The sequence below is a fragment of the Streptomyces sp. NRRL B-24085 genome (genome assembly GCF_001282115.1).
Classification (GTDB): Bacteria; Actinomycetota; Actinomycetes; order Streptomycetales; family Streptomycetaceae; genus Streptomyces.
Genome location: NZ_LJBR01000034.1, coordinates 50,715 through 76,398, shown reverse-complemented (window position 1 = coordinate 76,398; position 25,684 = coordinate 50,715). Strand labels below are relative to the sequence as shown.

Below are 25,684 nucleotides of genomic sequence, written 5' to 3'. Positions count from 1 at the left end.
CTCCCGCCACGCCCCCATCCGCCCCGAGAAGGAGAACCTCGCCGCCATGGGAAGACCCGCATTCCTCGCCCGCACCGAAGACAAGAACCACTCCCGACGGCCCGCACACCGCACCGGGCCGAGTTGGCGCATTCGCGTGGGGACCTTCGCCGCCACCGCGGCGATGGTCTCCGCTGGCATCGTCCTCGGCGCCGGCCCCGCGTCCGCCGCACCGGCCCCGATCAAGCTGACGTCCGCCTCCTGCCCCAACGAGATCCTCCAGGGCCAGACCAGCGGCTGCGTCACCGAGTTGCAGAACCTGCTGAACGCGCACGGCGCCGGCCTGGTGGTGGACGGTCAGTTCGGGTCGGCCACGCTGTATGCGGTCCGTGAGTACCAGGCCGCCACCGCCATCGCCGTGGACGGCCGGGTGGGCCCCGCGACGAAGACCAAGCTGTACGCGACCGGTGGTTCGGCGCCCGCCCCCCTCAATCTCAACTCCGCCTCCTGCCCCGCGAACATCGTCCAGGGCGCCAAGGGCGGCTGCGTCACGGAACTGCAGCGGCTGCTCAACCACCACGGGTACGCCGTCGACGTGGACGGCGACTTCGGCGCCGGAACCGCGAGTGCCGTCCGCAGCTTCCAGTCCGCCCATGGCCTCACGGCCGACGGCCAGGTCGGCACCAACACCAAGCGGGCGCTGTACGACACCGACGAGTCACCGTCGACGGGCCTGGACCTGCGGTCGGCGTCGTGCCCGGAGAACATCGTCGAGGGGCAGAGCGGCGGTTGCGTCGCCACACTTCAGTCCCTGCTGAACGGCAAGGGGCAGAGCCTCGCCGTCGACGGCAGCTTCGGCCCGCAGACGCTGGCGGCCGTAAAGGCGTTCCAGTCCGCGAGCGGCCTCACCGCCGACGGCCAGGTCGGCCCGAACACCAAGGCCGCCCTGTACGCCAACATCGGCGGTGGCGGCGGCAACGGCGCCCCCGCTCCCGTCAATCTGAACTCCTCCTCCTGCCCGAACGAGATCGTGCAGGGCCAGCGCAGCGGCTGCGTCACCGAGTTGCAGAGCCTGCTCAACCACCACGGTGCCGATCTCGCCGTGGACGGTGACTTCGGTCCTCTCACCGACAGCGCCGTCAGGGACTTCCAGGCCGAGAAGGGCCTCTCGGTCGACGGTCACGTGGGTCCGAACACCAAGGCCGCCCTGTACGGCGCGGTCACACCGCCCTCGTCGCCCCCGCCCGGCGGCGGTTACGCCAAGATCCTCGACGTGGCGGCGGCCGAGGTCGGCACGGTCGAGGGCAGCGCCCGTGCGAACAGCTACGGCTCGTCCGTGGGCCTTTCGCTGTCCACCAGCAACTACGCCTGGTGCGCGACCTTCGTGAGCTGGGTGGCCAAGCAGACCGGAGCCAGCTCCTACCGCAACTCCTACGTCTCGGGCTGGGTCAAGCAGGCGCGGGCCGGCAACTACCATCTCTCCGTGACGACCAGCCCGCAGCCGGGTGACATCGTCGCCTTCGACTGGGACGGCGGCAGCGACTTCACCGGCGGCAACGAGCACATCGGCATCGTGCGGACCGTGTCCGGCTCGTCCTTCACCACCGTCGAGGGAAACACCGGCAACCCCGACGGCGGCGGCGACGGCGTCTACGTCAAGTCCCGCTCCACGACCAGCGGTTACGACGTGGTCTTCATCCGCGTCCGCTGATCCGGCCGGCCGGGGTCCTCGCCGGGCCGGGCGCACCTACGGTGGCCCGCCCAGGACTCCGGCACCGGCGCACAGCAGGTGTTCACTGCTCATTGTTCCGTGCGGCGGGCCAGCAGGACCGAGTCCTCGGCCTCGACCGGCCCGGTGTCCCGCTTGAGCGTTCGCGTGCGCTGCTCCACGACGACGGGCTCGAAGCCGTCCGGCAGTCCGGGCAGGAGCTCGGCTGCCAGGAACATCGCCTTGCGGTGGCTCTCGCTGAGGTGCGTGAACTCGTGGGACGGCGCGTGTCCGACCACCAGGAGCAAGCCGCCGGGGGCGACGGCACCGGCCAGGCGGCGGGTCACATCGACCATGCCGCCGTCCGGGGCGTGCAGATAGTGGCTGGTGACCAGGTCGTACGAGCGGTCGCCGGCAGCGAAGGTCCTCGCGTCCACCTGCCACCAGTCGACGCGGTCGGCCACACCGGCCTGCTCGGCGTGACGTGCGGCGCGGGCCAGACCCTCGGCCGAGAAGTCGGCGCCGGTCACGCGCCAGCCCTGCTCGGCCAGCCAGACCACGTCACCTCCCTCGCCGCAACCGACGTCCAGGGCCGTGCCCGGGGTCAGCTCCCCGGCGGCGGCGACGAGCTGCGGATTGGGCTCTCCGCTCCAGAACCGCTCCTGACCGCCGTACCGCTCGTCCCAGGCCGCCGGCTCGAACATCTCAGTGGCCGCCTGTTCGCCGTGCTGGTGGTGTCCTGACACCGGATGCCTCCCGTTGCTCGTGGTGCTGTGCCGCTCCGCCCCATCGGGGCGCCCTGTCGATGGTGCGCGGAACGGCACCGATCCGCACGAAAAGTTGCCGGACCGGCAAACAGACCGGCATACAGACCTCGGACCGACGGCGGAGACAGCGGACACCCCGCGGGATCTCGCGCTAGACCATGACAGGAAGTGCCGAGAGCCCACGCATGAGACGAGTGCGCCGCCAGTCCAGTCGATCAGACGGTACGGCGAGCCGGATGCCGGGGAACCGGGTCAGTACCGCTCGCAGGGCGATCTCCGCCTCGGCCCTGGCCAGGGGCGCGCCGACACAGCGGTGGATGCCGTGGCCGAAACCGAGATGTGCGGTGGCGTCCCGGTCCAGGTCGAGAAGGTCCGGTGACGGGAAGCGCACTGGGTCACGGTTGGCCGCGCCCAGGGCGACCAGGAGCGGCGCCCCGGCCGGGATGTCGACACCGCCGAGCGTGACCGGCTCGGTCGTGAACCGGAAGGTGGCTGTACTGACCGGGGAGTCGAACCGGAGCAACTCGTCCAGCGCGGCCGGAATGTCATCAGGATTCTCGCGGAGGCGATCCAGCTCGGCAGGGTGCTGCAACAGCGCAAGGGCGGCGTTGCCGAGGAAGTTGGTGGTGGTCTCGTGCCCGGCGACGAGCAGCAGGAGCGCCACGGAGACCAGTTCCTCCTCGCTGAGAGACTGTGCTCCGTCCCGTGCCGCGATGAGGTGGTCGAGGAGACTGTCACCGGGGTCAAGGCGCTTGGCGGCGACGAGGCCCGTCATACAGTCGGCCAGGGCATGCGAGGCAGCGTCGATGACGTCGGGTCTGCCTGCCGCGAACAGTTCGCCGGACCAGCGCTGTACGTCGGGCCGGTCCTGCCGCGGGACGCCGAGCAGTTCGCAGATCACGATGACCGGCAGTGGCACGGCCAGGGCGGCCACGAAGTCGAACCGCTCGCCGACGGGCCAGCGGTCCAGCATCTCCTCGGTGACCTGCGCGATGAACGGACGCAGCCGGGCAACGGCCCCGGTCGTGAAGGCCTTGGTCACCAGCTTGCGCAGCCTGGTGTGCCGGGGCGGATCGCTGGCCAGCATGGTCTGCGCGACCGCGGGGTGCAGACGACGCCGGGACTCCTTGTCGGCGAAGAAGGCGGCCGTGTCCTTGGAGAGCCGCGGGTCGCCGAGGGCTTGCCTGGCTTCCGCGTAGCCGGTGACCAGGTAGCCGGGGCGCCCGCCCGACTCCGCGGGCATCGGCTGCACAGGACACCGGGACCGCATGGCCGCCAAGGCGGGATAGGGGTCCTGGAGGAAGCGTGGGTCCTGAGTCGGGTCGGTCATGCTCTCAGAGTCCAATGGGCCCTGCCGCGTCGTCCACGACACACCCAACACGGCTGGCGTGAGCGTCAGTTGTGTTGGGCGCGCGAGGGTCGGACGGGCGCCGCCCTGCCGAACGGAGCCCGTCCGACCGCCGTACACCTAGAGCGGCCTCGTATCACGGCCGGACTCTGATGTGCGCGGTCAGCCCCGCGGGGAAGCGGCGCCGGTGACCGCGTTGTAGAAGGGTTCGGCCATGGCCGCGAGCGTGGACGCTCCTGCCAGGAACGGGGTGATCGGATCGATCGAGCCCGACTGGGCGTCGGGGTTCTTGTCGTCGGCCATGGCCGGAGAGGCGCTCTGGAGGGCGGCCACGGCGACGAGTACGACGGCTGCACGATGGAGGAGAGGAGATCGCATGCCCGTCTCAACGACGTGTTCCTCAGCAGGTCACAGCGCTGGGGTTTGTGTGATCTGCACAGGCCCGGTCAACAGCGTGTGACCAGTCATCCGTTCTGATTGACCACGCGCCGTCCAGGGCACGTCCTGTCGCTTCATCGAGTGGGGTTGCAGATCATCGTGAACTCCCCCGTCCTTTCGTCGGAAGGTTCACGCCGCCATGCGATCCCGCGTGTCCGAGGTGGAATTGCCCCCTCTTTTCTGCCCGCTGGAATCCGAAATCCATCCAGGAGTCCGCCGAGTCGAAGAGCGGGCTGTGGAATGGATCGAAGGCAGCGGAATGTGCGCTTCGGAACGGGAGAAAGCCTGGGTCGTGGCGACGCACAGCGCCGACTTCTATGCCCGTTTCGCCCCGGTGGCGGACGAGGACCGGTTGCTGGCCGCGGCTCTGTGGGTCTACTGGGGCTTCGGGTTCGACGACGCCCGCTGTGACAGCGGGCCCCTCAGCGGCCGTCCAGCTCAGTTCAACGCGCTGGCCGGGCAGGTGCAGCGGGCCTGCGAGACGGACTCCGCGAGGCCTGACGACCGGTACGCCCGCGCCTTGCAGGACATCATGCGCCGGATCCGTTCGTTCACCCCTCCCACTCAGGTGAGCCGTTTCGTCCATGCCCACCGCGCATGGCTGTCCGGCGTGGCATGGCAGATCGGCAACCAGGCGGTGGGCCGGATGCCGGAGCTCGACGAGTTCCTGTCGATGCGGCTGCTGGCGGCCGGCGGGCACCCCACCTTCGCCCTGCTCGAGATCGCCACGGGAGGCGACCTGTCGGACCGCGAGCTGTACCGCCCTGCGGTGCAGGCCCTGACCGAGATGGCGATCATGGTGGCCTCCCTCGACAACGACCGGCACTCCCTGCACAAGGAGATGTCCCGGGGCCACGCGGACCAGAACATCTACACCGTGCTGATGGCCCAGCGCGCCCTCCCCCTGCAGCAGGCCGTGCACGAGGCCAACGCGCTGCGCGACCGCATCCTGGTGCGGTTTCTCCAGCTGCACGACCGCGTGCGCCCGACAGCCGGCACGGAACTCGCCCGCTACCTGCAGGGGCTGCGCCACGGCATGCGGGGCAACAACGAATGGGGGATGCGCGTGCCCCGCTACCTCAGCCTGGGCCGCTGGCCGGACGAGCGGGAGGACCTGTCGCTGACGTTCGCCCAGGAGCCCTCCGACAGCCGGCCAGGGCCGGTCGAGGGCGCGCCCTGCATCGCCTGGTGGTGGGACGCCGACCTCGTCTGACGGCGGAGCGGGCTCGCCGTCGGTCTCAGCCGCCGGAGGCGAGGTCCGCCGTCCACCACGGCCCGCCGGCACCGGCGGCGACACCCACGCCTGCCTGGGTGTACCGGCAGGCCAGCAGGATGTCCCGATGGGGCCCGCTGTCCATCCACAGTGCCACGACCGCACTCGCTGATGCGGCGCCGGACGCGATGGTCTCGCCGCTGGCAGTGGCGCGGTAGCCGGCGGCGCGAAGGCGGTCGGCCGGGCTGGAACCGTCGGATCCGGTGTGGCTCAGGCGAGCGTGGCGGGCCATGTCGTCGCTGTGCCGCTGAGCGGCCCTGCTGAGCGCGGTCCGCAGGCGCAGCAGCGCGCAACCCACGGCGGAACGAGTCCGGTTGATCTCGTTGACCACTTTCTGGGCCACCGACGAGGCAGCGGCCCCGGAGGCGGCGGAGCCCGACGCGGGCTCCGCCCCGTCCCCGGACGGGGCGGAGGCCTGCCAGTGCGCGGAGTCGGGTCCCGGCCACTGCGGAGGGCCCGGCGCCTGCCACTGCGCGGGGCCGGGTGGTGACCAGGCAGGGGGCGGGTAAGCGGACGGGCCGGGAACGGGCGGCGGATCGGCCCACGCAGGTGCGGCATGGGTCGGCAGAAACGACAGACAAACCACGGCCGCGAATATCGTCCGGACTCTCGCTTTGATCATCGTTCTTTTTCTTTCCCTCATCTTTTCGGGTGTTGTACTCCGTGCCCCCTTCGAGGGATATCGGCATTTCTCATCCGTTGGCCCAGGTCGCGGCGGATAAGGTGAAACACCGAATCCCTCTCCTGTACGCAGATCCATATTCTCGAGGAGTCTCCATGTCCTTGCAGGTTCGCCGTTTCGCGGTCGTGGCCGTTGCCGCGCTGGCCGTGCTGGCCGGCGGGTCGGCCACCGTCGCCGCCGCGTCCACGCAGTCGGCGCAGGCCGCAGCCTTCCCCGGGCTCGACGGCCCGACCGGTGCGGACGGCTTCCACGGTGGCCGTGAGCGGCCGCTGCACTTTGGGCCGTTCGAGTTCCCGCGCTATGGCAGCGTCTCCGGCGGTTTCACCTGGGGCCTGCGGGACTGACAGCGCCGGAACCACCTGAGGGGAGTCGTCTCGGACGGCTCCCCTCCCGCCGTTGACGGCCCGCTCACCGCTTCAGCGTCGCCGCGCTGGCGGCGAGCACGGCGATCACGCACCCCAGGATCAGCAGTGCGTCCCGCACGAACAGCCAGGTGACGCCGGTATGGACGGCAGCCTCTCCGGCGGCCTGGACGGCGTACGTCATCGGCATGACCTCGGCCACAGCCGATAGTGCCCCCTGCATCTCGTCGCGCGGCACGAACAGACCGCACACCAGGAACTGTGGCAGCACGCCCGCGGGCAGGAACTGCACGGCTTGGAACTCGTTGCGGGCGAAGGCGCTCACCAACAGGCCGAGGGCCAGGCCCAGCAGGGCCCCGAGCATCGCGATGACCATGAGGAGATAGGCGGGCCCCTTGATGTCCAACCCCAGCGGCCCCACGGACAGCAACGTGGACAGAACCGCCTGCAAGAGGGCCAGGAACGCGAAGGCGAGGCTGTAGCCGAGGACGATGTCGAGCCGCCGCACGGGCATGGTCAGCAGTCGCTCCGCGGTGCCGGTGGTGCGTTCGCGCAGCGTGGAAACTGATGCCACCAGGTACATCACGATGACCGGGAAGATGCCGAAGACCTGGGGGCCGACCCGCTGGAAGGTGTCCTGGGAGTCGTGGAACATCAGCTTCAGCAACACCATGAGCATGCAGGGGATGCCCAGCAGCAGAGCGGTGCTGCCCTTGTCCCGGGAGACCTGCTGGAGCACCCGCACGGCGGTGGCGGCGGTGATGGTGGGCGAGAACGGCAGCCGGTCGGCCAGACGTGACTGGTTCACGGCCGGGTGTCCGCAGCGAAGAAGGCCTGCTCCGCTTGGGGTGCGGCCGACTGGTCGAGCAGCCCGGGCAGGTCGGGCACGAGACTTTGCGCCGCGGCGCGCCGGCGGGCGCGGGCCTCCGCGTCGGCGGCGGCCTCGACCAGGTGCATGAACGCCTCTTCCACGTCGGTGCAGCCGGTGTGCTTGAGCAGCGTGGCCCGGTCGGCGCTGGCCAGCAGCCGGCCCGAGCGCATCAGCAGCAGCCGGTCGCACCGGTCCGCCTCGTCCATGACGTGACTGGAGACCAGAAGCGTGGTGCCCTCCAGGGCCAGCCGTTGGAACACCAGCCACAGTTCGCGGCGCACCATGGGGTCCAGGCCGACCGTCGGTTCGTCCATCACCAGCAGGTCGGGGCTGTTCAGCAGGGCCACCGCCAGCGAGACCCGCGAGTACTGGCCGCCGGAGAGGCGCACGACGAGCTTGTCCGCGTATCCGGCGAGGTCGACCTCCTTGACCACGCGCACGACCGCGTCCTCCCTGCGCCAGCCCCGCATGCCGAGGGCGGCGGCGAAGTAGCGCAGGTTTTCCAGCACGGTCAGATCGGCGTACACCGAGGGGGCCTGCGTGACGTAGCCGACGCGGGTTCTCAACTGCGGGGCCCCCGCGGAGAAGCCCAGGACCTGGACGTGGCCCGCGGTGGCCTGCTGTACGCCCACGACGGAGCGCAGCAGGGTCGTCTTGCCGCAGCCGCTGGGGCCCAGCAGCCCCACGATGCAGCCGCGGGGAATGGTGAAGGTGACGTTCGAGAGGATCTGCTGGCTGCCTCGGACCACCTGAAGTCCATAGGCGGACACAGCCGGAACATCACCGGGAAGAGCCACACTCGGTTCGGTCTGCTGCACGGCTCCACTGCGTTTCGTCAGGGAAGGTATCGGTCGGTAGCGGCAACAAGGCGGCAGAAACCACAAAATGGCCACCGTACGGTCAACGGCCCACCTTGCGACAGGTCACGGCCGCAGCAACGCCTTTTCCCGCCCTGGCCTGCGCGCGTTCAGGATTCCCGCCGAATCATCGCCCGGGCGATTTCCTGCAACTGCTGGTAGGCGTCGGCGGTCGGCTGGGCACACGACAGTGCGCGCAGCGCCCCGGACATCTGCCGCCGCGCCTCGTCCTCGGCCGCCTGCCGTCCTCCGGCCTTCTCCACCAACTCCCTTGCCAGAGCGACATCCTGCTCGTCCAGGGGGCCTGACGAGCCGTACAGGGACCGCAGGTGCTCGGCCGCCGGGTCGGTGCCCGCGAGCGCCGCCACCACCGGCAGCGACTTCTTGCGCGCCGCCAGGTCGGCGCCCACCGGCTTCCCGCTGCGCGTCGAGCGACCCCAGATGCCCAGCAGGTCGTCAGCGCACTGGAAAGCCACACCCAACCGTCGGCCGAACTCCCGCAAGCCGTCCACGCGTTCACTGTCCGCGCCCGCCAGCACCCCGCCCAACGCGCAGGCGCAGCCCATCAGGGATCCCGTCTTGCCTTCCGCCATGGCCAAGTACTGCGGCACCGTCACCTCACAGGCGTCCTCGAAGGCGACGTCCAGGCTCTGCCCCTGGACCAAGTCCAGCAGCGCGCCGACGAGTTCCCGCACCGCCGCGGCCGCGACCTGCGCCGGCGTCTCGGCCACCGCCCGCATCGCCGCCGCGAGCAGCGCGTCACCGGTAAGCACCGCCGACGGGGTGCCGAACACGGTCCACGAGGCCGGGCGGTGCCGGCGCAGGGTGTCGCCGTCGATGACGTCGTCGTGGAGCAGGGTGAAGTCGTGCACCAACTCCACGGCCACAGCGCCCGGCAGGGCGCTGTGCGGCTCGCCGCCCACGGCGATCGCGGACAGCAGCGTCAGGGCCGGCCGGACCGTCTTGCCGCGGCTGGGAGCCGACAGCAGCGGGGTGCCGTCGGCCTCGCACCAGCCACGGTGATAACCCGCCACGCGCCGCTCCGTACCGGGCAGCGCCGCCACCGCCTCCCTGAGAGCCGGCGCGAGCATCTCCTCCACCCAGCCCAGACGGGGAAAGACGGCGCCGGGAACCGGGCCGGTGATCTGCGACATGCGCTACTCCTCTGGCTTTCGAGCGGATGGCACGGCAACCGGTGCCGCGCCGGGTCACCACGTCAGTCAACCGGGGACGGCAGATGCAGAAACGGTCGTGTCACGCCCTCCGGCGAAAGGATCACCGGGGCGGCCCAGCCCTCATACGGTGCACTGACCGGACAGTCACAACGGGGCACCCGGCTCTCGACCCCGCTGCGGCAGACAGAGGCCGCATCACCGGAAAACGGCAGGCCACGACCGTACGGACGACCGTCCCCGACTCCGCGCGTCAAGGCGGAGTTGACGCGCGACGCGCTGCGGCATCGTTTCTTCCTACGGCCGCCCGAGTGACCCGCCGCGTGCCACACCGCCCTGCGCACGGTGCCGCCGCTATCCCTGCTGAACGTGATCAACCACCTCATCCGAGCCGCCGTCTGCGTCACTGTCGGCGCCGCCTGCGTCCTCGCCCTCGCCGTGCCCGCTCCCGCCGCACAGTCACTGCCCCTCGACCAGGCGATCGCGGCCCTCCCCCAGGCTGCCGAGTCGCACACGGGATACGACCCCACGAAGTTCCCGCACTGGAACGCGGGGGCCGACCCCGGCGACGGTTGCGACACCCGCGGCGAGGTCCTCGTCGCAGAAGCCGTGAGCGCGCCGACCGTCGAACCGGGCTGCCGCCTCGTGGGCGGCACATGGTGGTCCTACTACGACGCCGGCGAGATCACCTCCGCCGCGGCCCTCGACGTCACCCACACCGTGGCCCTGGCCGAGGCCTGGGAATCCGGGGCCTCCCAATGGACGGCCGAACGCCGCGAGTCCTACGCCAACGACCTCGGCGACCCCCGCACCCTCAACGCCGTCTCGGCCGCCTCCCACCGCAGCAAGGGCGATCAGGACCCCGCGCACTGGCTGCCTTCCAACACCCGGGCGACCTGCCGGTACATCACCGAATGGACCGCCGTGAAACTGCGCTGGCGGTTGACAGCGGACCGGGACGAGCGCCAGTCCCTTGCCCAACTGGCGGAGTCCTGCCCGAACACCACCGTCACCTTCACGCCGGCCCCGTGAAAGCGGCGTGGCAGCGGTGACGGGTCGGGCTCACCCATGGACACGGTGTTGGCCGAGCAAAGCACTATCGGCCGACGTTCTTCCTCCATGTGAGGCGAGGGGGCCGTCGCGTCACCTTCGCCAGAACAGGTGGTGCGTCACGCCGCTCGGGCTGGGCACGACCTCCAGGTGGAACCGGTCCCGCAGCTCATCGGGGGATTCCCAGAGTCGCAGCCCGGACCCGAGCTTCACCGGCGAGACCGCCACATGCATGGTGTCGACCAGGTCGGCATCGAGGAACTCCCGGATGGTGGTGACCCCGCCGCCGAGCCGGACGTCCTTGCCCTGCGCCGCTTCCCGCGCTCGTCCGAGGGCCGAGGCCGGGTCGCCGTCGACGAAGTGGAACACGGTGTCGGAGAGCGTGAACGACGGACGCTCGTGGTGGGTCATGACGAACACCGGCGTGCGGAACGGTGGCTCCTGCCCCCACCAGCCGCGCCAGTCATGGTCCTGCCAGGGCCCGCGCTGGGGACCGAACTTGTTCCGGCCCATGATCTCTGCACCGATGTTCCGCGCGAAGTCTCGCGTGAAGTAGTCGTCGAGACCCCGGCTCCCCCCGGGGTCCGTGCGCATCGGCCAGCTCGCCGTGGCTCCGGCCCAGCTGAACAGCCTCTCCGGGTGGTCGTGGCCGAACGGCCGCTCAAGGCTCTGGTGCTCACCGGCACCGATTCCGTCACTCGAGACGTTGAAGTTCATGACTCTCAGAAGTTGCTTCACATCATGACGTCGAACGGGACGAGGCCGGATCGACAGCGGCCCGCAACTTTTTTCCAGGGCGTGTCAGGGAGCGGCCCCGGCGGCGGTGTGACCGTGCCGGACGTGGACGGCATCGGGGTGACCGGGGTGGCCGACGCGGCCTCTCACGTGCGTCGCAAGCGGCAGCGCCGGCCCCTCCGATCGATCCGACCGCCAACCCGGCGAACCCTCTCGGTCAGGGCACCAGGCGACCGCCGGAGTGATCGCCCTCTAACGCCTGGGCCCGAGCTCTGAATCGGGATACACGGCGACTGGAGCATTCCCCGTGGGGTTTCCAAACTGTGTGCCGAAGCGCCGAGTTGGGGTGGGAGTGGTGAGGACGGCCAGGCAGGCGATGACGAGGGCGATGCCGAACCAGCCCGGGGCGGGGAGGCGTTCGCCGACGACCAGGACGGCAAGCACCGCCGCTACGGCCGGTTCCAGCAGGGACAACGTGGTGGCGATGCTGGCGGGTACGTGCGCGAGGCCCCAGCCGAAGAGGACGTACCCGGCGAACATGGGGACCAGCGCCATGTAGACGCCGACGGAGGTGTTGGTCCACGAGGCGATGAGCGGCGCACCCGTGGCGATGAGGACGGGTGAAAGGAGCAGCCCGCCCAGGCCGAAGACGGTGCCCATCGCCGCCCGAGAGGGGATCCCACGGGTGATGAGGCGGTGCGCGGCCCAGGAGTAGAGGGCGTATGTCGCGGCGGCGACCAGTCCGAGGCCGATGCCGAGCAGCGTGCCGCCCATGGAGACGCGGCCCGTGCCATCGCTGGTGTGGGCGGCCTCGGCCACGCACAGCAAGGCGGTTCCGAGCAGGCCGAGGGCGGCCGCGAGCATCCAGCGGCGAGTGAGCCGGCGGCCGTCCACGACGCGTTCGATCAGGGCCGAGGCGAGCGGGGCGGTACCGATCGAGACGACGGTACCGACGGCGACTCCCGCCAGACGCATGGAGCTGTAGAACGCGAGCGGGTAGACCGCCACCGATAGCGCGCCGAGCCCGACCGTGCTCCGCTGCTCGCGCAGCCGGGACGCGTGGCGGCGGATCTGCGGGGCGGCGATCAGGGCCTGGAGCAGTCCGCCGAGGCCCATGGCGACGGCCCCGATCGCGAGCGGGCCCACGTCCGGGGCGTAAGTCGCAGCCGTCCCGGTCGTCCCCCAGAGCAGGGACGCAGCCAGCACGCACCGGGCTCCCATTGCCGCGGGCCGACCGCGGTCGGTGCCCCTCACAGCCGGTCCAGCAGCAGTGCTGCCATCGACCGGGCGTGCTGGACACGTTCGCCGTCGCCTTCCAGGCCGGCCCGGGCCATCGCGCCCTCCAGAAGGAAGGAGAGGTGTTCAGCTGTCGCGCGGGCCTCGTCCGGCCGGTCGGGCAGCAACCGCTCCAGGTGTCCCTGGATCAAGCGCTCGACCTCCTCCTTGTGGGCGCGGACCACAGTCCGGCCCTCGTCCCCGGCCGGCAGCTCGGCGGCGGCATTGAGGAGCCCACAGCCGCGAAAACCGTACTCATACGCGAACGAGGCGTGATCGGCGTACGCGTCGAAGACCGCCAGCACACCCTCACGGGGACCGTCGGCGCGCTCCAGGCGTGTCCGGTACAGGCGCAGCCACTCCTCGTGCCGGGCATCCAGGTAGGCCCGGACCAGGTCGGCCTTGGAGGAGAAGTTGTTGTACAAGCTCATCTTCGCCACGCCGGCCTCGGCCGTGATCGTGTCGATCCCGGTCGCTGCCACACCGTCGGCGTAGAAGCGCCGGGCCGCTGCCTCAAGGAGTCGTTCCCGGGCCGGTCGACGCCGCCCACTGCCCGCCGTGCTCACGTCGGTGTCGCCCATCGCAGTCCCAAAACTAGGTAGGTAGGTCTACCTAGACCAGCCGACGCGAAGGTCTTCGACGAGTCCCCTCGCACGAGCGAGGACAGGACAAAGGGCGGCGACAGAGACATCGTGCGACATAGCTCTTTATATACCCGGCCAGCAAATGCCACAGCAGCAATTCCAATTCCCGTTCGGATCAAAGGTTGTTACGATCATCCGGCTCGCGCGGCGAGGAATTATGGCGCCGCTCCGTCGTGTATGACCAACACGGGAGATTTGCCATGCGTTTGAGCCGAACGTTCGCTTCCCTCGGTGTGACCGCCACCGCCACCGCGGGTCTGGTACTCGGAGTGGCCCCGCAGTCGAATGCCGACGCGGGACTCACCTGTCCCGATTCCCAGACCTACTGCATGCGGTTCTACTACAACACCGGTTATGCCGGTTCCCGCACCGTGTTCCGAGGCTTCGACCACTACAGCCTGAACGGTTACACGTTCCTCGGCGAGGGCACCGGAAAGGGCCAGCCCGTCAAGAACAATGCCGCCTCCGCGGTCAACATGGCCCCGTACAACCTGGTGATCTACTTCAGCAGCAACCTCCAGGGCGCCTGTGACGCCCTGCCGGAGTACGGGTCGGCGTACCAACTGAAGAACACGTACAACGAGAACGCCTCCTTCGGGTACGGCCGCAACGACAACAACTGCTACAAGTTCTGATCCGCGTGCGACGCCTGGCACCCCTGTGCCTGGCCCTGGCCGCCGCCCTGCTCGGCTGCTCCTCCGGGAGCGGTCCGGGCACGGGCGGCGCCCCGGCCGGGTCCCCCGAGACTCCTGTCACCTCGGGCAGCACCGCGGCGAAACCGCAGGTCACCTTTCTCGACCGGCTGCCCATCGCCCGCTACAGCTACACCGCAGACGAGACCGCCGCGATCGAGTCCGCGCAACAGGTCCTGACCAAGCGCTGTCTGCGCACGTTCGGAATCGCGTACGAACCTCCGCAGCGGGAGGCCGAGACCTCCACGTCCTCCGACCGCCGCTACGGGCTGTCCAGCGCGAGCGAGGCGGCACGCCTCGGGTACCACCCCGACATGGGCCCCCTGCCGGCGGGCCCCGACCTTCCCGAGGACGCCCTGCGCGTGTTCTACGGGAACCGGGGTGCGGAACCGGGCAGTGCCGAAAGGGTCGTATACAAGGGAAGAGAAGTACCGAAGAACGGCTGCTTCGGCCAGTCGGTCGCGAAATTGGCTGAAGAGTACGACTCCCCGGCGGCGGCGGAGACAGCCCGCAGGATCTCCACACAGAGCTACAAGGACTCGCTGGCCGAGCCGCCGGTGAAAGAGGCTTTTCGGAACTGGTCCGCCTGCATGCGGAATTCTGGATTCCGATATGACTCTCCGCTGGAACCGGCAAACAACAAGGAATTCCAGCGCGAGGACATCTCCAAGCGGGAGAAAGAGACCGCGCGCGCGGATGTGCGCTGCAAGGAGAAGACCGACCTGCTCGACATCTGGTTCAAGGCCGAATCTGCCCTGCAGAAAGCTGAAATCGACAAGAACTCCAAGTCCCTGCAGACACTCCTGACGGCTCACCGGAACAAGACCGAGGCGGCACGCCGGATCGTCGCGGAGGGCTAGCAGCCCTCGCGCGGAGTCCGCCGCCTACTGGATCAGTTCGAGGTGCGGATGATCCGTGGATACCGGGCACACGTGGAGTTGCAGGTCGTAGCCCCGGGCCAGGTCGAGCATGGTGAAGTTCGCAGGTGGGGTTCCGGGGAGGAGCGGTGTGGGGTCGGTCTGCTCCTCCTCGGGGGCCCAGCTCTCCGTGCCGTCGTTCCATTCGGTCGAGGCGATCGTCAGGAGCGGGTCCATACCGGTGCCGCATGAGGGGCAGAGCCGGGGCATGGGGTCGGTGAGGCCCCAGCGGCTCCAGCCACCGGTCTTCCAGCCCGGGGAGACGGACAGCATGTCCATGTAGAGCTCCTCCGGGGCGACCTCGTAGGAGCTGTCGAGCGCAGGTCCGGCCGCCTGCCACCGGCTCCAGTCACCCAGCTGCTCCTGCAACTCCTTGTCCAGCTCCAGGTAGCTGGGGTACTCGGTGATCTGCTCCGGTGTGAACAGACACGGCTCCGGCAGGTAACCGGGGAACTGGACCGCGGGCGGCTCGGGCGGTGTGCCCAGTACGTCGATGACCTCGGCGGCGGATCGCCAGAACAGCGCGGTCCTGGGATGTGCCGGGTGGTCGAAGGGGCACCACAGGACCTGGAGCAGGTCGGCTCGGGACTGGCCGGGCGGGCTCAGCAGGGGGATGTCGCGGGCGTAGAGCTGTGCGACGGGCAGCATGGGGACCGGGCCCTCGGGCCAAGGGCGGCCGGCCATGAGCCGCTCTTCCGCCGCCAGTTCCTCAGGTGTGGCCCAGGACCCCCCGGGGTCGCGGCGCCGCCGGCTCTCCGCTGCGGCCCGGTTGCGGCGCCACTGCCGTACGTCCTCCGGGGAGAGGGGCGCGTTCACCCGGTCCCACTCGTGCGGGCCCTCGCAGTGCGGCCACGGCTCGTCGGCGGGCCACAGCAGCGGCCCGCCGACGGAACTGTCGTGCGCTGACGGGGACCCGGGAAGGGGGTGCAGCCGGGTCGCGGGGCGTGCCAGGGAAGCCAGTTGAGGGAAGAGCGCGGCGACGTCGAACGGCCGCGGCGGGGTGGTGCGACTCATACTGGCTCCCTAGCGCGAACTGACCGAGATCAGTTTCCGAGGTTGAGCAGCCCGGTGTCTGCCTGGGTGTTGGGCACGTAGACGTTGGGGAACAGCTCCTCCGTGGTCCCGTTCGCCCGTTGGATGTTAGCGCTCATCGTGACGCCCACCGGAATGGTGCTGGTTGCATCCCGGAAGACCGGGTTGACCTGGTAGAAGATCGCGTCGTTCGGCCCGAAGGAATCCAACGCCACCGTCTTCTGCGCCTCGTACTCGTACGTCCGCATGCTGGGCGTACCGGTGTTCATCCCCACCTGCCAGCAGGGGACGAGGTTGTTCTGGCCGCCGTCGCGGATCCTGCCGGGTCCGCCGAGGATGTTGGCGATCAGGTGGCAGCGGGCCTGCGCGACCACGGGCGGATTCGCCTGGGCGAACAACTGCGCGTCCTGCCAGCCGGTGATGTCTCCCGTGGCGTCCTTGCCCTTGCCGAGGGTCTTGCCGAGGCAGGCCTGCGCCAGGGCCGGCCGGGTTCCGGGCGGGCCGAGCGGGGTGGTGGTCTTGTTGACGTGGGCGACCGCTTCGGTGGTGTTCCTGATCCAACCGGCACCGGAGGGAAGCGCACCGGTCGGCCAGTTCGACAGGCAGGGGGCCTGCGGCACAGCGGCCGGCGTGGTGAGCTCCAGCTTGAACTGATCGGCATCGATCACCCGCTGGCCCTCGAAGCCCTGGGTGAGCTCGCCGTCGGCAAACTGCTTGTCGGCCGCGGGCACATGGGCGCGCACACAAGGCGAGGCGAAATCCGTGTCACGGCTGTCACCGAGCACATAGGTGTCCCACCCACCGCTGCTGGCGTTGGGGATCACCTCGACGCACTTCGCGCCGTCGATCCCTCCCTCCTCGACCTCCGCGAAGGGGAACTCGGCGCAGGTGTCGGTCTCGACGAGGTCCGTGTTGGCCTGGAAGCTGCCGCAGGTGCGGGCCGTACGGTCGGCCGCACCGCTCCTGTCTCTGGTCAGCAGCTTGTTCTGCCCCCAGCCGTCCGCGAGTTTCTGCTGCGCCCACTGGTAGGCGGCCACCGCGCCACCCGGGTCCGAACCCTGTGCGCTCATCTTCACGACGGGCGTGACCGTGGGGATGACGCAGCCCGGCGACGCGGTGGTCGAGGTCGTGACGTCCCGTACGGCGTCGTCGCAGCGGATCTTGCGGGGGTTGTCCCAGGAGGCGTTGGGGTCGACGGCGGTGGCGCCCGGGGAGGTGACGTACAGCTTGTACGAGGTGGTGAACTGCACGTTCGTGTTCGGGGCGGGGGCCGAGGAGTAGGCGACGGTGCCGGTGAGGGACTGACCCAGCGTCAGGTCGCCGCCGTACCAGGGCGCGCTCTTCGTCGTCGTGCAGCCGCTTCCGCAGGACGCCCTGAACTTGGCGTTGAGAGCGGTGACATCGCCGCTCGCGCCGGTCATGGTCACCGTGACCTGCTCGTCCCACTTGGTGCCCTTGGCGGGCAGGGTCGCGCTGGTCGACACCGTCAGGGTGCCGCGTCCGATCTCCTTGCCGTTGCTGTCCCGCAGGACGTAGAGGACGTTCACGCCGCTGACGCAGTAGGCGAAGCGCTTGTAGGAGTAGCTGCCGGGGGTGGTGATGTCACAACTGGCGGAGTCGGCGGCCGCGAGCGAGGTGAGGCTCTGCTGCTGTGCCGCCGTGCGCTGGGCCGGGACAGGGCTCGTGCTCACGCATGCCTCGGCGGCGCCCGCCCGGCGTTCCTTCGAGCCCGGCCGGGTCGGCTCGCAGCGCTCTCCGGCTTTCGCCGGAAGGGCGCTGGTCGTGGCGAGGGGCGTGGCCGCCGGCGTCTGCGACGACTTGTGGCTGCCCGTCTGCCGCGAGTTCTCCTGCGCCCCTTGCTGCGCATGGCTCACGCCGGTCGACACGCCCAGTGTCACCGCGGTCAGCAGGGCCAGGAGGGCCGATCGGGCTCGTCTTCGTCCGGGCCGTTCGGCTCGTATCGCATGCATGGTCGTCATACCTCTTCTCTTGGCTGGGGGAACGGCACGGCGGGGTTCCGGACGGCGGCCCACTGCCTTGGCTCGGAGGGAGGTTGGGGCGCCGGGGCTGTCCTGGCCCTCGGGGGATGGCTTCAGTGGTCGCACGTGGTGAGGTCACCGACGGCCCGACCGCCCGCGTTCACGCGCGAACCGTCGACAGGTCGCTTCGTCGGCGCCGAGGCCTGGTGCGTCCTCCGGGAACCGGCCCTCGCCGGTCCCCGGAGGGCGCATGGGTCACCTCGCCGCGTGGCCGAATACCGACCCGGCGGCGGGCAGGCCGCCGGTTCCGGGCTGGTACGTGGTCACGGCGGTGACCGCACCGTGGAGGCTGCTGCCCGCGGCCGGCGCGAGGCGGCGAAGGCGGCTGCCTGATCTGCTCACTTGGTGCTCCTGATCTCCAGGAGCGTGAATTCACGGCCCTGTTCGTCCGTGCTCTCGCCCACCGGGGTCCAGGCGTTCTTGGCGATGTCGTACGTCGTCTCCCCGGTGCCCACCGTCATGTCGACCTCGGTCGCGTAGTCGTTGCCGCGGATGAGGTAGACCGACGGCAGCTCCAGGGTCAGCCAGCCCGAGGCGCCCTTGACGTCGAAGCAGACCTTGCTCCTGTCGCGCGCCTGGACCTCCAACTGGCCTTTCCCACTGGCGCAGTCGGCGAGCGTGATGTGACCGTCGCCCCGCTTGAGCACGATGTTCTTCTCGGCCAGGATCTTGTCGGCCTGCGGGTAGCCGAAGTCCTCGACCGCGTAACCGGGGGCGCTGTCCGCGACGGTCGCGGCGGTGCCGGCCTCGGCGTGGGTTCCTCCGGGCACGCCGACCGCGAGGACCGTCCATGCCAGGGCGCCGACGGTTGCCGCGCCCAGAGCGCGGGTCAGTATTTTTCCACACCGTGCCCGCACCGAAAAGGGGCGCGAATTCGCCGTGAAGGTGATGCGCGACTTCATCACTTTCCTCAAATCGTCGCTTCCTGAAAGAAGTCCGTAACCTGGTTCAAGGCAGGCATGAAGGAATCATCTTTCCCCCGTTCAAAAAGCGCCCCGAGGCCCGGGCGTCGCTTTGCCTCCCACATGCCATCTCGCTCCCCCCTGGCTTGTCCACTCCGCCAACAGCCATAAAACGGACGACAGTTGGCGGTCTTTTGTGACCCTCGCCACACCCCAGGAAGGGTTGTACGGACCCTCATAAAGAAACGGTAACGAACTTCGGGTGCGTTCCTTCTGCGCGGATTCAATTCACAGCGCCATATTGATTGCTCACTGCATCCGCGTTGGTATGGTCACGTCCGTGCGCAGGCAACGCATACGTCTCACCGGTGCCACACATGACTGCCCGGCCGTGCGGGGGAAGCCTGCCGTGTCAGTGATCGCCGATCTGCCGCGACGGCAGAAACCACGAGGAAAACTTCCTATGCAGACGATGTTCTGGAGTCGCAGACGGCTCCTCGGTTCGCTCGCCGCCGTCACGGCTGCCGCCGCCGCACCTCTGGCGTGGACGCCCGTGGCCCGCGCCGCCGACGCCACGACACCCGATCCGCTCACCCTCCCCGACACCGACCGGGCCAAGGTGGTCAAGGCCTGGATGACCGGCGGCCGGGCCACCAAGGCGGCAGCGGCCGACGCCCTGTTCGGAACCGACGCCGACATCCAGGCCTTCCTCACCCAGACCCTGCCGACGGTGACCACCGAGGACAACCGCGTCGCGATCGCCAGCTTCCTCGCCCGCTCCGGAAAGGGCCTGCGCCGCGAGGCCGTAGCCGCTCTCGACAGCGGCGACAGCGCCATCTCGGCCTTCCTTCAGGGTGGTTACGAGTCGGCCCTCCTGGAAGACCTCCAGGTGGCGACCGCCATCCTGTCGGCCACCGGCGGAAAGGCGGTCCAGCGCAAGGCGTCCGCCGCCCTGGACACGGGCACGCGCGCGGCGCTGGAGACGTTCCTGACGGAGGGTCAGTACACCGCCCGCCTGGAGGACTCGCAGCTCCAGGTCGCCGCCATGCTGGTCAACGCCGGGCCGGAGGTGCAGAAGTATGCCAACCGGGCCCTGAACGGCTCCGCGTCGGACATCCAGTGGTTCCTCGACACCGGCCAGCACATCGCCCGCGCGCGCGACCAGGAGTCCGCGACCATCGAGGAACTCGTCGCGGTCGTCGACCGGGAGGGCAAGCGCGCCCAGGCGGAGACCGACCTGGCCATCGAGGCGTCCGAGCGGGCCCAGGCCGCCGCGGCCGAGGCGAAGAAGGCCGCCGAGAAGGCCGCCGCCGAGGCCGAGGCCGCCAAGGAGGACGTGCAGAAGTCCGCGGCCGCCGCCCGCAAGGCCGCCAGTGCGGCCTCGGGTGCCGCGAACGCCGCCCGGATCGCCATCAACGCCTCCAACGCCGCGGTGAACGCCTCCCGCCGCGCCTCCTGGGCGGCCACCGCCGCCTCCCAGGCCGCGTCCGCCGCCGGCGGCGCCGCGTCCCGGGCCTACAACGCCGCCATCGCGGCCTCCAAGGACGCCGGCAAGACCGAGGCGGCCAAGAACGCCGCCGTCGCCGCCCGCAACTCCGCCGCGAAGGCCCGCTCCGCGGCCAAGGCCGCCGACTACGCACGCGCCGCCTGTGCGCAGTCCGTCAGCGCCAGCGCCTCGGCCGCCTCCGCGGCCCGCAACTCCGCCGCCGCGGCCGCTGCCTCCGCCCAGGCCGCGGCCGCGTCCGGCGTCGCCCAGTCGCAGGCCGCCGAGGCCAAGCGCCAGGCCGCCATCGCCTCCGCCGCCGCCAACCGCGCCACGAACGCCGCCTCCACCGCCCAGGCCCTCGCCAACACGGCGGCCAAGGCGGCGAGCGACGCACGGGATGCCGCCAACTCCGCGGCGGCGCACGCCGAGAAGGCGGCCGACGCCGTCGACGAAGCCGTCGCGAACGCGGGCAAGGCCATCGACTTCGCGAACAAGTCCACCGCCCACGCCGCCGAGGCCGTCAAGGCCGCCGACACCGCCACCAAGGCCGTCACGGACGCCATCGCCGTCGCCAAGGCGGCACGGGAGGCCGAACTCGCCCGCCTGGAGCAGGAACGCCTCCAGGGCCTGGACGAGGCCCGGCTGCTCGCCGAGATCGAGGCGCGGGAGCAGGCCGAGTACGCGAACAAGCGGGCCCAGGAAGCACAGACCGACCAAGCGGTCAAGGACCTGATCAGCGCTGCCGAGAAGGCCCTGTTCACCGACGGCGACCTGTCCCTCGCCGCCACCCTGGGCCGTAAGGCCGCCACCGCGCTGCTGGAGGCCAAGGGCGCCTGGACCCGAGAGGCCGCCCAGTTCGCGCTGTCCGGCAGCGACGACGACGTCTTCTCCTGGATCGACCTCGACCGGGCCGTCGCCCAGGGCCAGGACGACCGGGAGACCGTCCTCTACATCGCCCAGGTCTCCAACCCCACCATCGCCAAGGCCGCGGTGGCCGCGTTGGAGAGCAACAGCGCCACGGCAATCGGGGACTTCCTGACCTCCGGGGTGATCCGGGCCTCGCAGGACGACAACCGGGTGCAGATCGGCCGGATCCTCGACCAGAAGCCCGGCAAGGCCGTCACCCAGGCGGCCAACGAGGCGCTCGACAAGAACACCCCGGAGGCGTTGCAGGACTTCTTCGACCGCACCTACCCCGCGGCCGTACGGGAGGACGACGCCGTCGAGACCGCCACCTCGGTGGCCAACGGCGGCGACTACACAAAGGCTTACGGCGACGTCGCCCTGGAGGGGCCGACGTGGATGCGCCGGAACTTCGTGCAGGTCGTGCAGTACGCCGCGGCCCAGCTCGACCACGACGCCGCCACCCATGTCGCCGCGATCCAGGGGGCGATCGCCGCCGCGGCCAAGACCGCCTACACCGCGCAGCAGACCGCGGCCCTGGCGTCACAGGTGGCGGCGACCGCCCGTAACGCCGCCGCCGAGGCCCAGGACTGGGCGGACAAGGCCATCGCCGCGGGCACGAAGGCCGGCCAGTACTCCGACCAGGCCCGGCAGAACGCCGACGCGGCGGACAAGTCGGCCGCCGACGCGCAGGCCTCCGCGAACAAGGCCTCGGCCGCCGCCTCGACGGCGCGCACCGCCTCCCGCTCGGCCAACTACTCCGCGAACAAAGCGATCGACGCGGCCCGTTCGGCCCTGGCCTCCGCCTACAGCGCCCAGCAGTCCGCGGCCAGCGCGCGCCAGTCGGAGCTCGCGGCGGGCCGGGACGCGGCCACGGCGGCCGCGGCGGCGAACCAGGCACGTGCCATCGTCATCCAGAAGCGCCAGGCGGAGGCCCGCGAGGCCGCCCGTGAGGCCGCCGAGAAGGCGCAACAGGACCGGAACAACGGCCACAACCCGGCCGACAACGGCACCAATGACGAGGTCAACCAGAACGGCAGCGGCGGCGACAACGACGCGTGGTACTCGGACGCCGGCTGGTGGGCCGACGCGTTCAGCTACGTCAGCGTCGGCGCGGGTCTCATCTCCGCCGGCCTGGGGGTGGCCAGCCTCGTCTTCCCGCCGTTCGCCGTGGTCGGTGTCCCGGCCGCAGCGATCTTCGGCGGCATCGCGATGGGCGCCGGCGCGCTGAGCACCCTGTTCACCGGTATCGAACACGGCTTCACCAGCAGCGAGTTCATGTGGGCCGCGGCCGGCACCGCGTTGAGCCTGGTCACCTACGGGCAGTCCAAGTGGATCACCCCGGTCGCCAAGCGGGTGGCTCCGGTGGTGAAGGAGGTCGCCGAGGAAGGAAAGGAACTGGTCTCCTCGATCACCAGCGGCCTCTCCTCGATGTTCTGACCTCCGCGCCGCTCGCGCCGGCAGACGGGCGGCACCGCCGAGCACGGTGCCGCCCCGGTCACCCGACACAGACTTGCCTCAGTCGGCTGCCGGCGGACCGGGAACGGAGCAACAGGCCCATCGGCGCCACTCACATGAAGGCGTGGCAGGGGTGGCAGGAGTCGAACCTGCGGCATCCGGTTTTGGAGACCGGCGCTCTGGCCGTCTGAGCTACACCCCTTGGTCTGCGGACAGCTTGTCATGCCCGCGAGACCCGTCACCAAGGGTTTTTGACGGCCGGGGTGGACGCAGGCCGCTCGCCCTGCCCACCCCGTCGTCCTCAGTCCTCGGCGACGCGAATGATCGTGCGGCCGGGTACGCGCTCTCGTGAGGTGAAGGCGTCGGCCGCTTCCGCAAGCGGCCGCACCGCGCCGACGCGCACCTGAAGTCGGCCCTCCCGCACCCGCCGGGCGAGGTCGGCGAGGCGTGCCCGGTCGGGTTCGACCACGAAGAAGACGGCTCGGCCGTCGGCAGGGCGCACGGTGGGCGGCTGAGCGATGCTGACGAGCGTGCCGCCGGGCCGTACGAGGGCGGCCGAGCGGTTGAGGACGTCGCCGCCGATGACGTCGAACACGACGTCGACCTGCCCCGTCTCCTCCCACCGCTCGGCTTCCAGGTCGAGGAACACGTGCGCGCCCAGCGCGAGGACGGTGTCCCGGTCGGCGGAGCGGCCCGTGCCGACCACGCGGGCGCCCGCTTCGTGGGCGAGCTGCACGGCGATCGAACCGACGCCGCCGGCGGCCCCGTGGATCAGGACGGTCTGGCCGGTGGTGAGGCGGGCGTGGTCGAACAGGCCCTGCCAGGCGGTCAGACCGGAGATCGGCAGGGCGGCGGCCACGGTGTGGTCGATGTCGGCGGGCAGCGGGGCGAGGTTACGGGCTTCCACGGAGACGTACTCGGCGAGCGATCCGTCGCGGGTCCAGTCGGCCAGTCCGAAGACGCGCTGGCCGACGGTGAGGCCGGTCGTTCCGAATCCGAGTTCCGTCACGACTCCCGAGACCTCGTGGCCGGGCACGCTCGGGGTGCGGTCACGGCCGGCGCGGTCGGTCCAGGTGGCGGGCCAGTCGAGCTCGCCCCGGGTGAAGCCCGCGGCGTGCACCCGCAGGATGACGTCGTTCTCGGCGGCGTGGGGGTGGGGAAGCTCCTCCAGGGTCAGTCCCTTGAGCCCGGCTTCGCGATCCCGAACAGTGATGGCGCGCATGATGTGCCTTTCGTGGTGTGGTCTGAGGTGAGCGAAGGGTGGGAACGGCCGGGTCACCGTGGCCACGGAGCCTCCAGGACCCGCTCCACCATGGACGTGCGTCGAAATCCGGGCACGAAGTGCTCCAGGACGTCCGCGTTGACGGTCCCGTAGGTGGTGTCCGGGCGGTCTTTGAGGCCGTCGACGAATGCCTGAAGGAATTCCTTCTTGAAATCGCCGCGCGGGTGGGCGGCGACGATCTCGTCCGTCTGGTCACGTCGGACTTCATCAAGCCCCCAGCCGATCGCATCGGTCAGGACGCCGTAGTTCGTGGCGGCGACCTCGGGTTCCATCCGGCCCGGAATCCCCGGTGTGGTGTGCAGAGCGATCGCCCTCCAGACCACGTCGGCGGCGCTTTCGGAGAACCCGCGTTCCAGGAGGAACTTCTGCGCGTGGTCGGCGCCGTCCAGCTCGAATCGCTGCTGCTCGTCGCGGAACGGGATCAAAAGGCCTACGTCGTGGAACATCGCCGAGACGTAGAGCAACTCGGGATCGGGCCGCAGGCCCCTTGCACGCGCATGGAGGGAACCGAAGAGGAATACCCGCCGGGAGTGGTGGAGGATCAAAGGGTTCGTCCGCTCCCGAAGGAACTCCGTGGCCTCCGCGACGGCCGGGGTTCCGGGTATTTCCACCCCTGCGATGATGTCGGTCATGATGTCCGCGCTTTCCGATGCGATGTACGACGGGTGGACCGTGGGCCCGCTCTCCACACTGCCGACCTCGCGGCCCCCGGCGCCGCCTCCGTCCGGCCATGACTCCCTCGAATCCGGTCATCCCAGGGTGGGCCAGTGAGCTCCGCCCCGCACCGCGTGGCGATCCTCGTCTACGACGGGGTCAAGCTGCTGGACGTCGCCGGCCCGGCCGAGGTGTTCGGGGAGGCGAACCTGCTCGGCGCCGACTACCGGATCGCCGTGCTGTCGACGACGGGCGCCGACGTCACCTCCTCGATCGGCATGCGGATCGCGGTCGACGGCAGCGCCGCCACCCGGACGGACCCCGACACGCTCCTGGTTCCGGGCGGGGACGTCTATCCCAGGACGCCGGTCACGCGCGATCTGGCCGAGGCGACCGGGCACCTGGCGGCTCATGCGGGCCGTGTCGCCTCCGTGTGTTCCGGGGCCTTCGTCCTCGGAGCGACGGGGCTCCTGGACGGCAGGCGGGCGACCACCCACTGGAAGATCGCCGGCGAACTCGCCAGCCGGCACCCCAAGGCCCGCGTCGAGCCGGACGCCATCTACGTGCGCGACGGCACGATGTACACGTCGGCGGGCGTCACCGCGGGCATCGACCTGGCCCTCGCGCTCGTCGAGGAGGACCACGGCCCCGACGTCAGCCGTGAGGTGGCCCGCTCCCTGGTGGTCTATCTGCAGCGGGCGGGCGGCCAGTCACAGTTCTCCGCGCCCCTGCAGGGCTCACCGCCCCGGTCGCCGGCACTGCGCAGGGTCGTCGACCTGGTCACCGCGGATCCCGCCGACGACTACTCCCTCGCCGCGCTCGCCGGACGGCTCAACGTCAGTACGCGCCACCTCACCAGGCTGTTCCGGGAGGAGCTGGGCACCACGCCCGCCCGCTACGTCGAGTCGATCCGCTTCGACATCGCGAAGTCCTTCCTCGACCAGGGGCACACCGCCACCCACGCGGCGTCCATGGCCGGCTTCCCGAGCTACGAGAGCCTGCGCCGTGTCTTCGCCCGGGAGTTGTCCATCAGCCCGGCCGCCTACCAGCGCCGGTTCGCCACCGCCCGCCGCGAGCAGACCGGATAGCGTCCCGGGGCAGGGCGGCACGAGCGTGAGTGTGCGCCCTCGCACTTGCCGCGTAGACGCTGCCCGGCGG

General features: G+C 70.3%; 24 protein-coding genes and 1 tRNA gene. 8 read left to right on the top strand and 17 right to left on the bottom strand.

From position 1 onward, the window contains the following. The coding region (locus AOJ26_RS05080; protein ID WP_234358445.1) for a peptidoglycan-binding protein at positions 1-1,690 on the top strand (1,690 nt) is incomplete at its 5' end. A gap of 89 nt (positions 1,691-1,779) precedes the next feature. Here AOJ26_RS05080 and AOJ26_RS05075 read toward each other — a convergent pair. The 3 genes from AOJ26_RS05075 to AOJ26_RS05065 form a co-directional block, all read right to left on the bottom strand. Then, positions 1,780-2,433 carry a class I SAM-dependent methyltransferase gene (locus tag AOJ26_RS05075; RefSeq protein WP_053846945.1) on the bottom strand — a complete coding sequence of 218 codons (654 nt, stop codon included), beginning with the start codon at positions 2,431-2,433 and terminating at the stop codon, positions 1,780-1,782. 172 nt (positions 2,434-2,605) lie between these two features. Beyond that, positions 2,606-3,784, bottom strand: coding sequence for a cytochrome P450 family protein (locus tag AOJ26_RS05070; protein WP_053846944.1), 1,179 nt, complete (start codon positions 3,782-3,784; stop codon positions 2,606-2,608). Positions 3,785-3,964: 180 nt separating this feature from the next. After that, positions 3,965-4,180, bottom strand: a complete 216-nt coding sequence (locus AOJ26_RS05065) for a hypothetical protein (protein ID WP_053846943.1) — start codon at positions 4,178-4,180, stop codon at positions 3,965-3,967. A 352-nt stretch (positions 4,181-4,532) separates the two neighbouring features. On the opposite strand from AOJ26_RS05065, the gene AOJ26_RS05060 reads away from it, so the two are divergent. Continuing rightward, positions 4,533-5,453 carry a terpene synthase family protein gene (locus AOJ26_RS05060; protein WP_199828827.1) on the top strand — a complete coding sequence of 307 codons (921 nt, stop codon included), beginning with the start codon at positions 4,533-4,535 and terminating at the stop codon, positions 5,451-5,453. A 25-nt stretch (positions 5,454-5,478) separates the two neighbouring features. Here AOJ26_RS05060 and AOJ26_RS43315 read toward each other — a convergent pair whose 3' ends face one another. Continuing rightward, positions 5,479-5,856, bottom strand: coding sequence for a CAP domain-containing protein (locus tag AOJ26_RS43315; RefSeq protein WP_063790228.1), 378 nt, complete (start codon positions 5,854-5,856; stop codon positions 5,479-5,481). Between the two features lie 434 nt (positions 5,857-6,290). Between AOJ26_RS43315 and AOJ26_RS05050 the strand changes: the two genes are divergently transcribed. Next, the gene (locus AOJ26_RS05050; RefSeq protein ID WP_053846940.1) at positions 6,291-6,539 is read left to right on the top strand and encodes a hypothetical protein; all 249 of its coding nucleotides are present in this window, start codon (positions 6,291-6,293) and stop codon (positions 6,537-6,539) included. A gap of 64 nt (positions 6,540-6,603) precedes the next feature. Here AOJ26_RS05050 and AOJ26_RS05045 read toward each other — a convergent pair whose 3' ends face one another. From AOJ26_RS05045 to AOJ26_RS05035, 3 genes are all read right to left on the bottom strand, one after another. Next, a complete protein-coding gene (locus AOJ26_RS05045; RefSeq protein ID WP_234358444.1) occupies positions 6,604-7,365 on the bottom strand; it encodes an ABC transporter permease in 762 nt (253 codons plus the stop codon). Further along, entirely contained in the window at positions 7,362-8,177 is an 816-nt protein-coding gene (locus AOJ26_RS05040) for an ABC transporter ATP-binding protein (RefSeq protein ID WP_306300064.1), read from the bottom strand. Before AOJ26_RS05040 ends, AOJ26_RS05045 begins: the two co-directional genes overlap by 4 nt. Before the next feature lie 218 nt (positions 8,178-8,395). Beyond that, positions 8,396-9,439 (bottom strand): polyprenyl synthetase family protein, encoded by a 1,044-nt coding sequence (locus AOJ26_RS05035; protein ID WP_053846938.1) that lies wholly within the window; start codon positions 9,437-9,439, stop codon positions 8,396-8,398. A gap of 363 nt (positions 9,440-9,802) precedes the next feature. Here AOJ26_RS05035 and AOJ26_RS05030 point away from each other — a divergent pair, with 363 nt between their 5' ends. Further along, positions 9,803-10,489 (top strand): HNH endonuclease family protein, encoded by a 687-nt coding sequence (locus AOJ26_RS05030; RefSeq protein WP_234358442.1) that lies wholly within the window; start codon positions 9,803-9,805, stop codon positions 10,487-10,489. Between the two features lie 111 nt (positions 10,490-10,600). Here AOJ26_RS05030 and AOJ26_RS05025 read toward each other — a convergent pair whose 3' ends face one another. The 3 genes from AOJ26_RS05025 to AOJ26_RS05015 all read right to left on the bottom strand — a co-directional run bounded on the left by AOJ26_RS05025 (position 10,601) and on the right by AOJ26_RS05015 (position 13,098). Further along, positions 10,601-11,245 (bottom strand): dihydrofolate reductase family protein, encoded by a 645-nt coding sequence (locus AOJ26_RS05025; RefSeq protein WP_053846936.1) that lies wholly within the window; start codon positions 11,243-11,245, stop codon positions 10,601-10,603. Positions 11,246-11,494: 249 nt separating this feature from the next. After that, positions 11,495-12,448, bottom strand: coding sequence for a DMT family transporter (locus AOJ26_RS05020; RefSeq protein WP_053846935.1), 954 nt, complete (start codon positions 12,446-12,448; stop codon positions 11,495-11,497). 44 nt (positions 12,449-12,492) lie between these two features. After that, positions 12,493-13,098, bottom strand: a complete 606-nt coding sequence (locus AOJ26_RS05015; protein WP_053846934.1) for a TetR/AcrR family transcriptional regulator — start codon at positions 13,096-13,098, stop codon at positions 12,493-12,495. A 263-nt stretch (positions 13,099-13,361) separates the two neighbouring features. Between AOJ26_RS05015 and AOJ26_RS05010 the strand changes: the two genes are divergently transcribed. Both AOJ26_RS05010 and AOJ26_RS05005 read left to right on the top strand, forming a co-directional pair. Beyond that, entirely contained in the window at positions 13,362-13,796 is a 435-nt protein-coding gene (locus AOJ26_RS05010) for a peptidase inhibitor family I36 protein (RefSeq protein ID WP_063790227.1), read from the top strand. Between the two features lie 5 nt (positions 13,797-13,801). Beyond that, positions 13,802-14,713, top strand: a complete 912-nt coding sequence (locus AOJ26_RS05005; protein WP_053846932.1) for a hypothetical protein — start codon at positions 13,802-13,804, stop codon at positions 14,711-14,713. Between the two features lie 24 nt (positions 14,714-14,737). Here AOJ26_RS05005 and AOJ26_RS05000 read toward each other — a convergent pair whose 3' ends face one another. The 4 genes from AOJ26_RS05000 to AOJ26_RS04990 form a co-directional block, all read right to left on the bottom strand. Then, entirely contained in the window at positions 14,738-15,784 is a 1,047-nt protein-coding gene (locus AOJ26_RS05000; RefSeq protein ID WP_053846931.1) for a hypothetical protein, read from the bottom strand. A gap of 29 nt (positions 15,785-15,813) precedes the next feature. Continuing rightward, the gene (locus tag AOJ26_RS04995) at positions 15,814-17,772 is read right to left on the bottom strand and encodes a DNA/RNA non-specific endonuclease (protein WP_086724013.1); all 1,959 of its coding nucleotides are present in this window, start codon (positions 17,770-17,772) and stop codon (positions 15,814-15,816) included. A 264-nt stretch (positions 17,773-18,036) separates the two neighbouring features. Further along, a complete protein-coding gene (locus tag AOJ26_RS43310; RefSeq protein ID WP_159044209.1) occupies positions 18,037-18,183 on the bottom strand; it encodes a hypothetical protein in 147 nt (48 codons plus the stop codon). Further along, positions 18,180-18,611, bottom strand: a complete 432-nt coding sequence (locus AOJ26_RS04990; protein ID WP_053846929.1) for a hypothetical protein — start codon at positions 18,609-18,611, stop codon at positions 18,180-18,182. The genes AOJ26_RS43310 and AOJ26_RS04990 overlap by 4 nt, the downstream gene beginning before the upstream one ends. A gap of 595 nt (positions 18,612-19,206) precedes the next feature. Between AOJ26_RS04990 and AOJ26_RS04985 the strand changes: the two genes are divergently transcribed. Beyond that, positions 19,207-22,572 (top strand): ALF repeat-containing protein, encoded by a 3,366-nt coding sequence (locus AOJ26_RS04985; protein ID WP_078959745.1) that lies wholly within the window; start codon positions 19,207-19,209, stop codon positions 22,570-22,572. 143 nt (positions 22,573-22,715) lie between these two features. Here AOJ26_RS04985 and AOJ26_RS04980 read toward each other — a convergent pair. The 3 genes from AOJ26_RS04980 to AOJ26_RS04970 form a co-directional block, all read right to left on the bottom strand. Beyond that, positions 22,716-22,792 (bottom strand) — tRNA-Trp (locus tag AOJ26_RS04980). A 99-nt stretch (positions 22,793-22,891) separates the two neighbouring features. Then, positions 22,892-23,812, bottom strand: a complete 921-nt coding sequence (locus tag AOJ26_RS04975; RefSeq protein WP_053846928.1) for an NADP-dependent oxidoreductase — start codon at positions 23,810-23,812, stop codon at positions 22,892-22,894. 53 nt (positions 23,813-23,865) lie between these two features. After that, positions 23,866-24,504: an HD domain-containing protein gene (locus AOJ26_RS04970; protein WP_179200245.1), complete on the bottom strand. Its 639-nt coding sequence runs from the start codon at positions 24,502-24,504 to the stop codon at positions 23,866-23,868. Positions 24,505-24,639: 135 nt separating this feature from the next. On the opposite strand from AOJ26_RS04970, the gene AOJ26_RS04965 reads away from it, so the two are divergent. Next, a complete protein-coding gene (locus AOJ26_RS04965) occupies positions 24,640-25,614 on the top strand; it encodes a GlxA family transcriptional regulator (RefSeq protein ID WP_053846927.1) in 975 nt (324 codons plus the stop codon). Positions 25,615-25,684: the final 70 nt, after the last annotated feature.

Bases quoted from the DNA above. Each gene is read 5' to 3' on its own strand.
- AOJ26_RS05070 (WP_053846944.1), bottom strand. From the start codon at position 3,784: ATGACCGACCCGACTCAGGACCCACGCTTCCTCCAGGACCCCTATCCC.
- AOJ26_RS05065 (WP_053846943.1), bottom strand. From the start codon at position 4,180: ATGCGATCTCCTCTCCTCCATCGTGCAGCCGTCGTACTCGTCGCCGTG.
- AOJ26_RS05050 (WP_053846940.1), top strand. From the start codon at position 6,291: ATGTCCTTGCAGGTTCGCCGTTTCGCGGTCGTGGCCGTTGCCGCGCTG.
- AOJ26_RS05035 (WP_053846938.1), bottom strand. From the start codon at position 9,439: ATGTCGCAGATCACCGGCCCGGTTCCCGGCGCCGTCTTTCCCCGTCTG.
- AOJ26_RS05015 (WP_053846934.1), bottom strand. From the start codon at position 13,098: ATGGGCGACACCGACGTGAGCACGGCGGGCAGTGGGCGGCGTCGACCG.
- AOJ26_RS05010 (WP_063790227.1), top strand. From the start codon at position 13,362: ATGCGTTTGAGCCGAACGTTCGCTTCCCTCGGTGTGACCGCCACCGCC.
- AOJ26_RS05000 (WP_053846931.1), bottom strand. From the start codon at position 15,784: ATGAGTCGCACCACCCCGCCGCGGCCGTTCGACGTCGCCGCGCTCTTC.
- AOJ26_RS04995 (WP_086724013.1), bottom strand. From the start codon at position 17,772: ATGCATGCGATACGAGCCGAACGGCCCGGACGAAGACGAGCCCGATCG.
- AOJ26_RS04985 (WP_078959745.1), top strand. From the start codon at position 19,207: ATGCAGACGATGTTCTGGAGTCGCAGACGGCTCCTCGGTTCGCTCGCC.
- AOJ26_RS04975 (WP_053846928.1), bottom strand. From the start codon at position 23,812: ATGCGCGCCATCACTGTTCGGGATCGCGAAGCCGGGCTCAAGGGACTG.
- AOJ26_RS04970 (WP_179200245.1), bottom strand. From the start codon at position 24,504: ATGACCGACATCATCGCAGGGGTGGAAATACCCGGAACCCCGGCCGTC.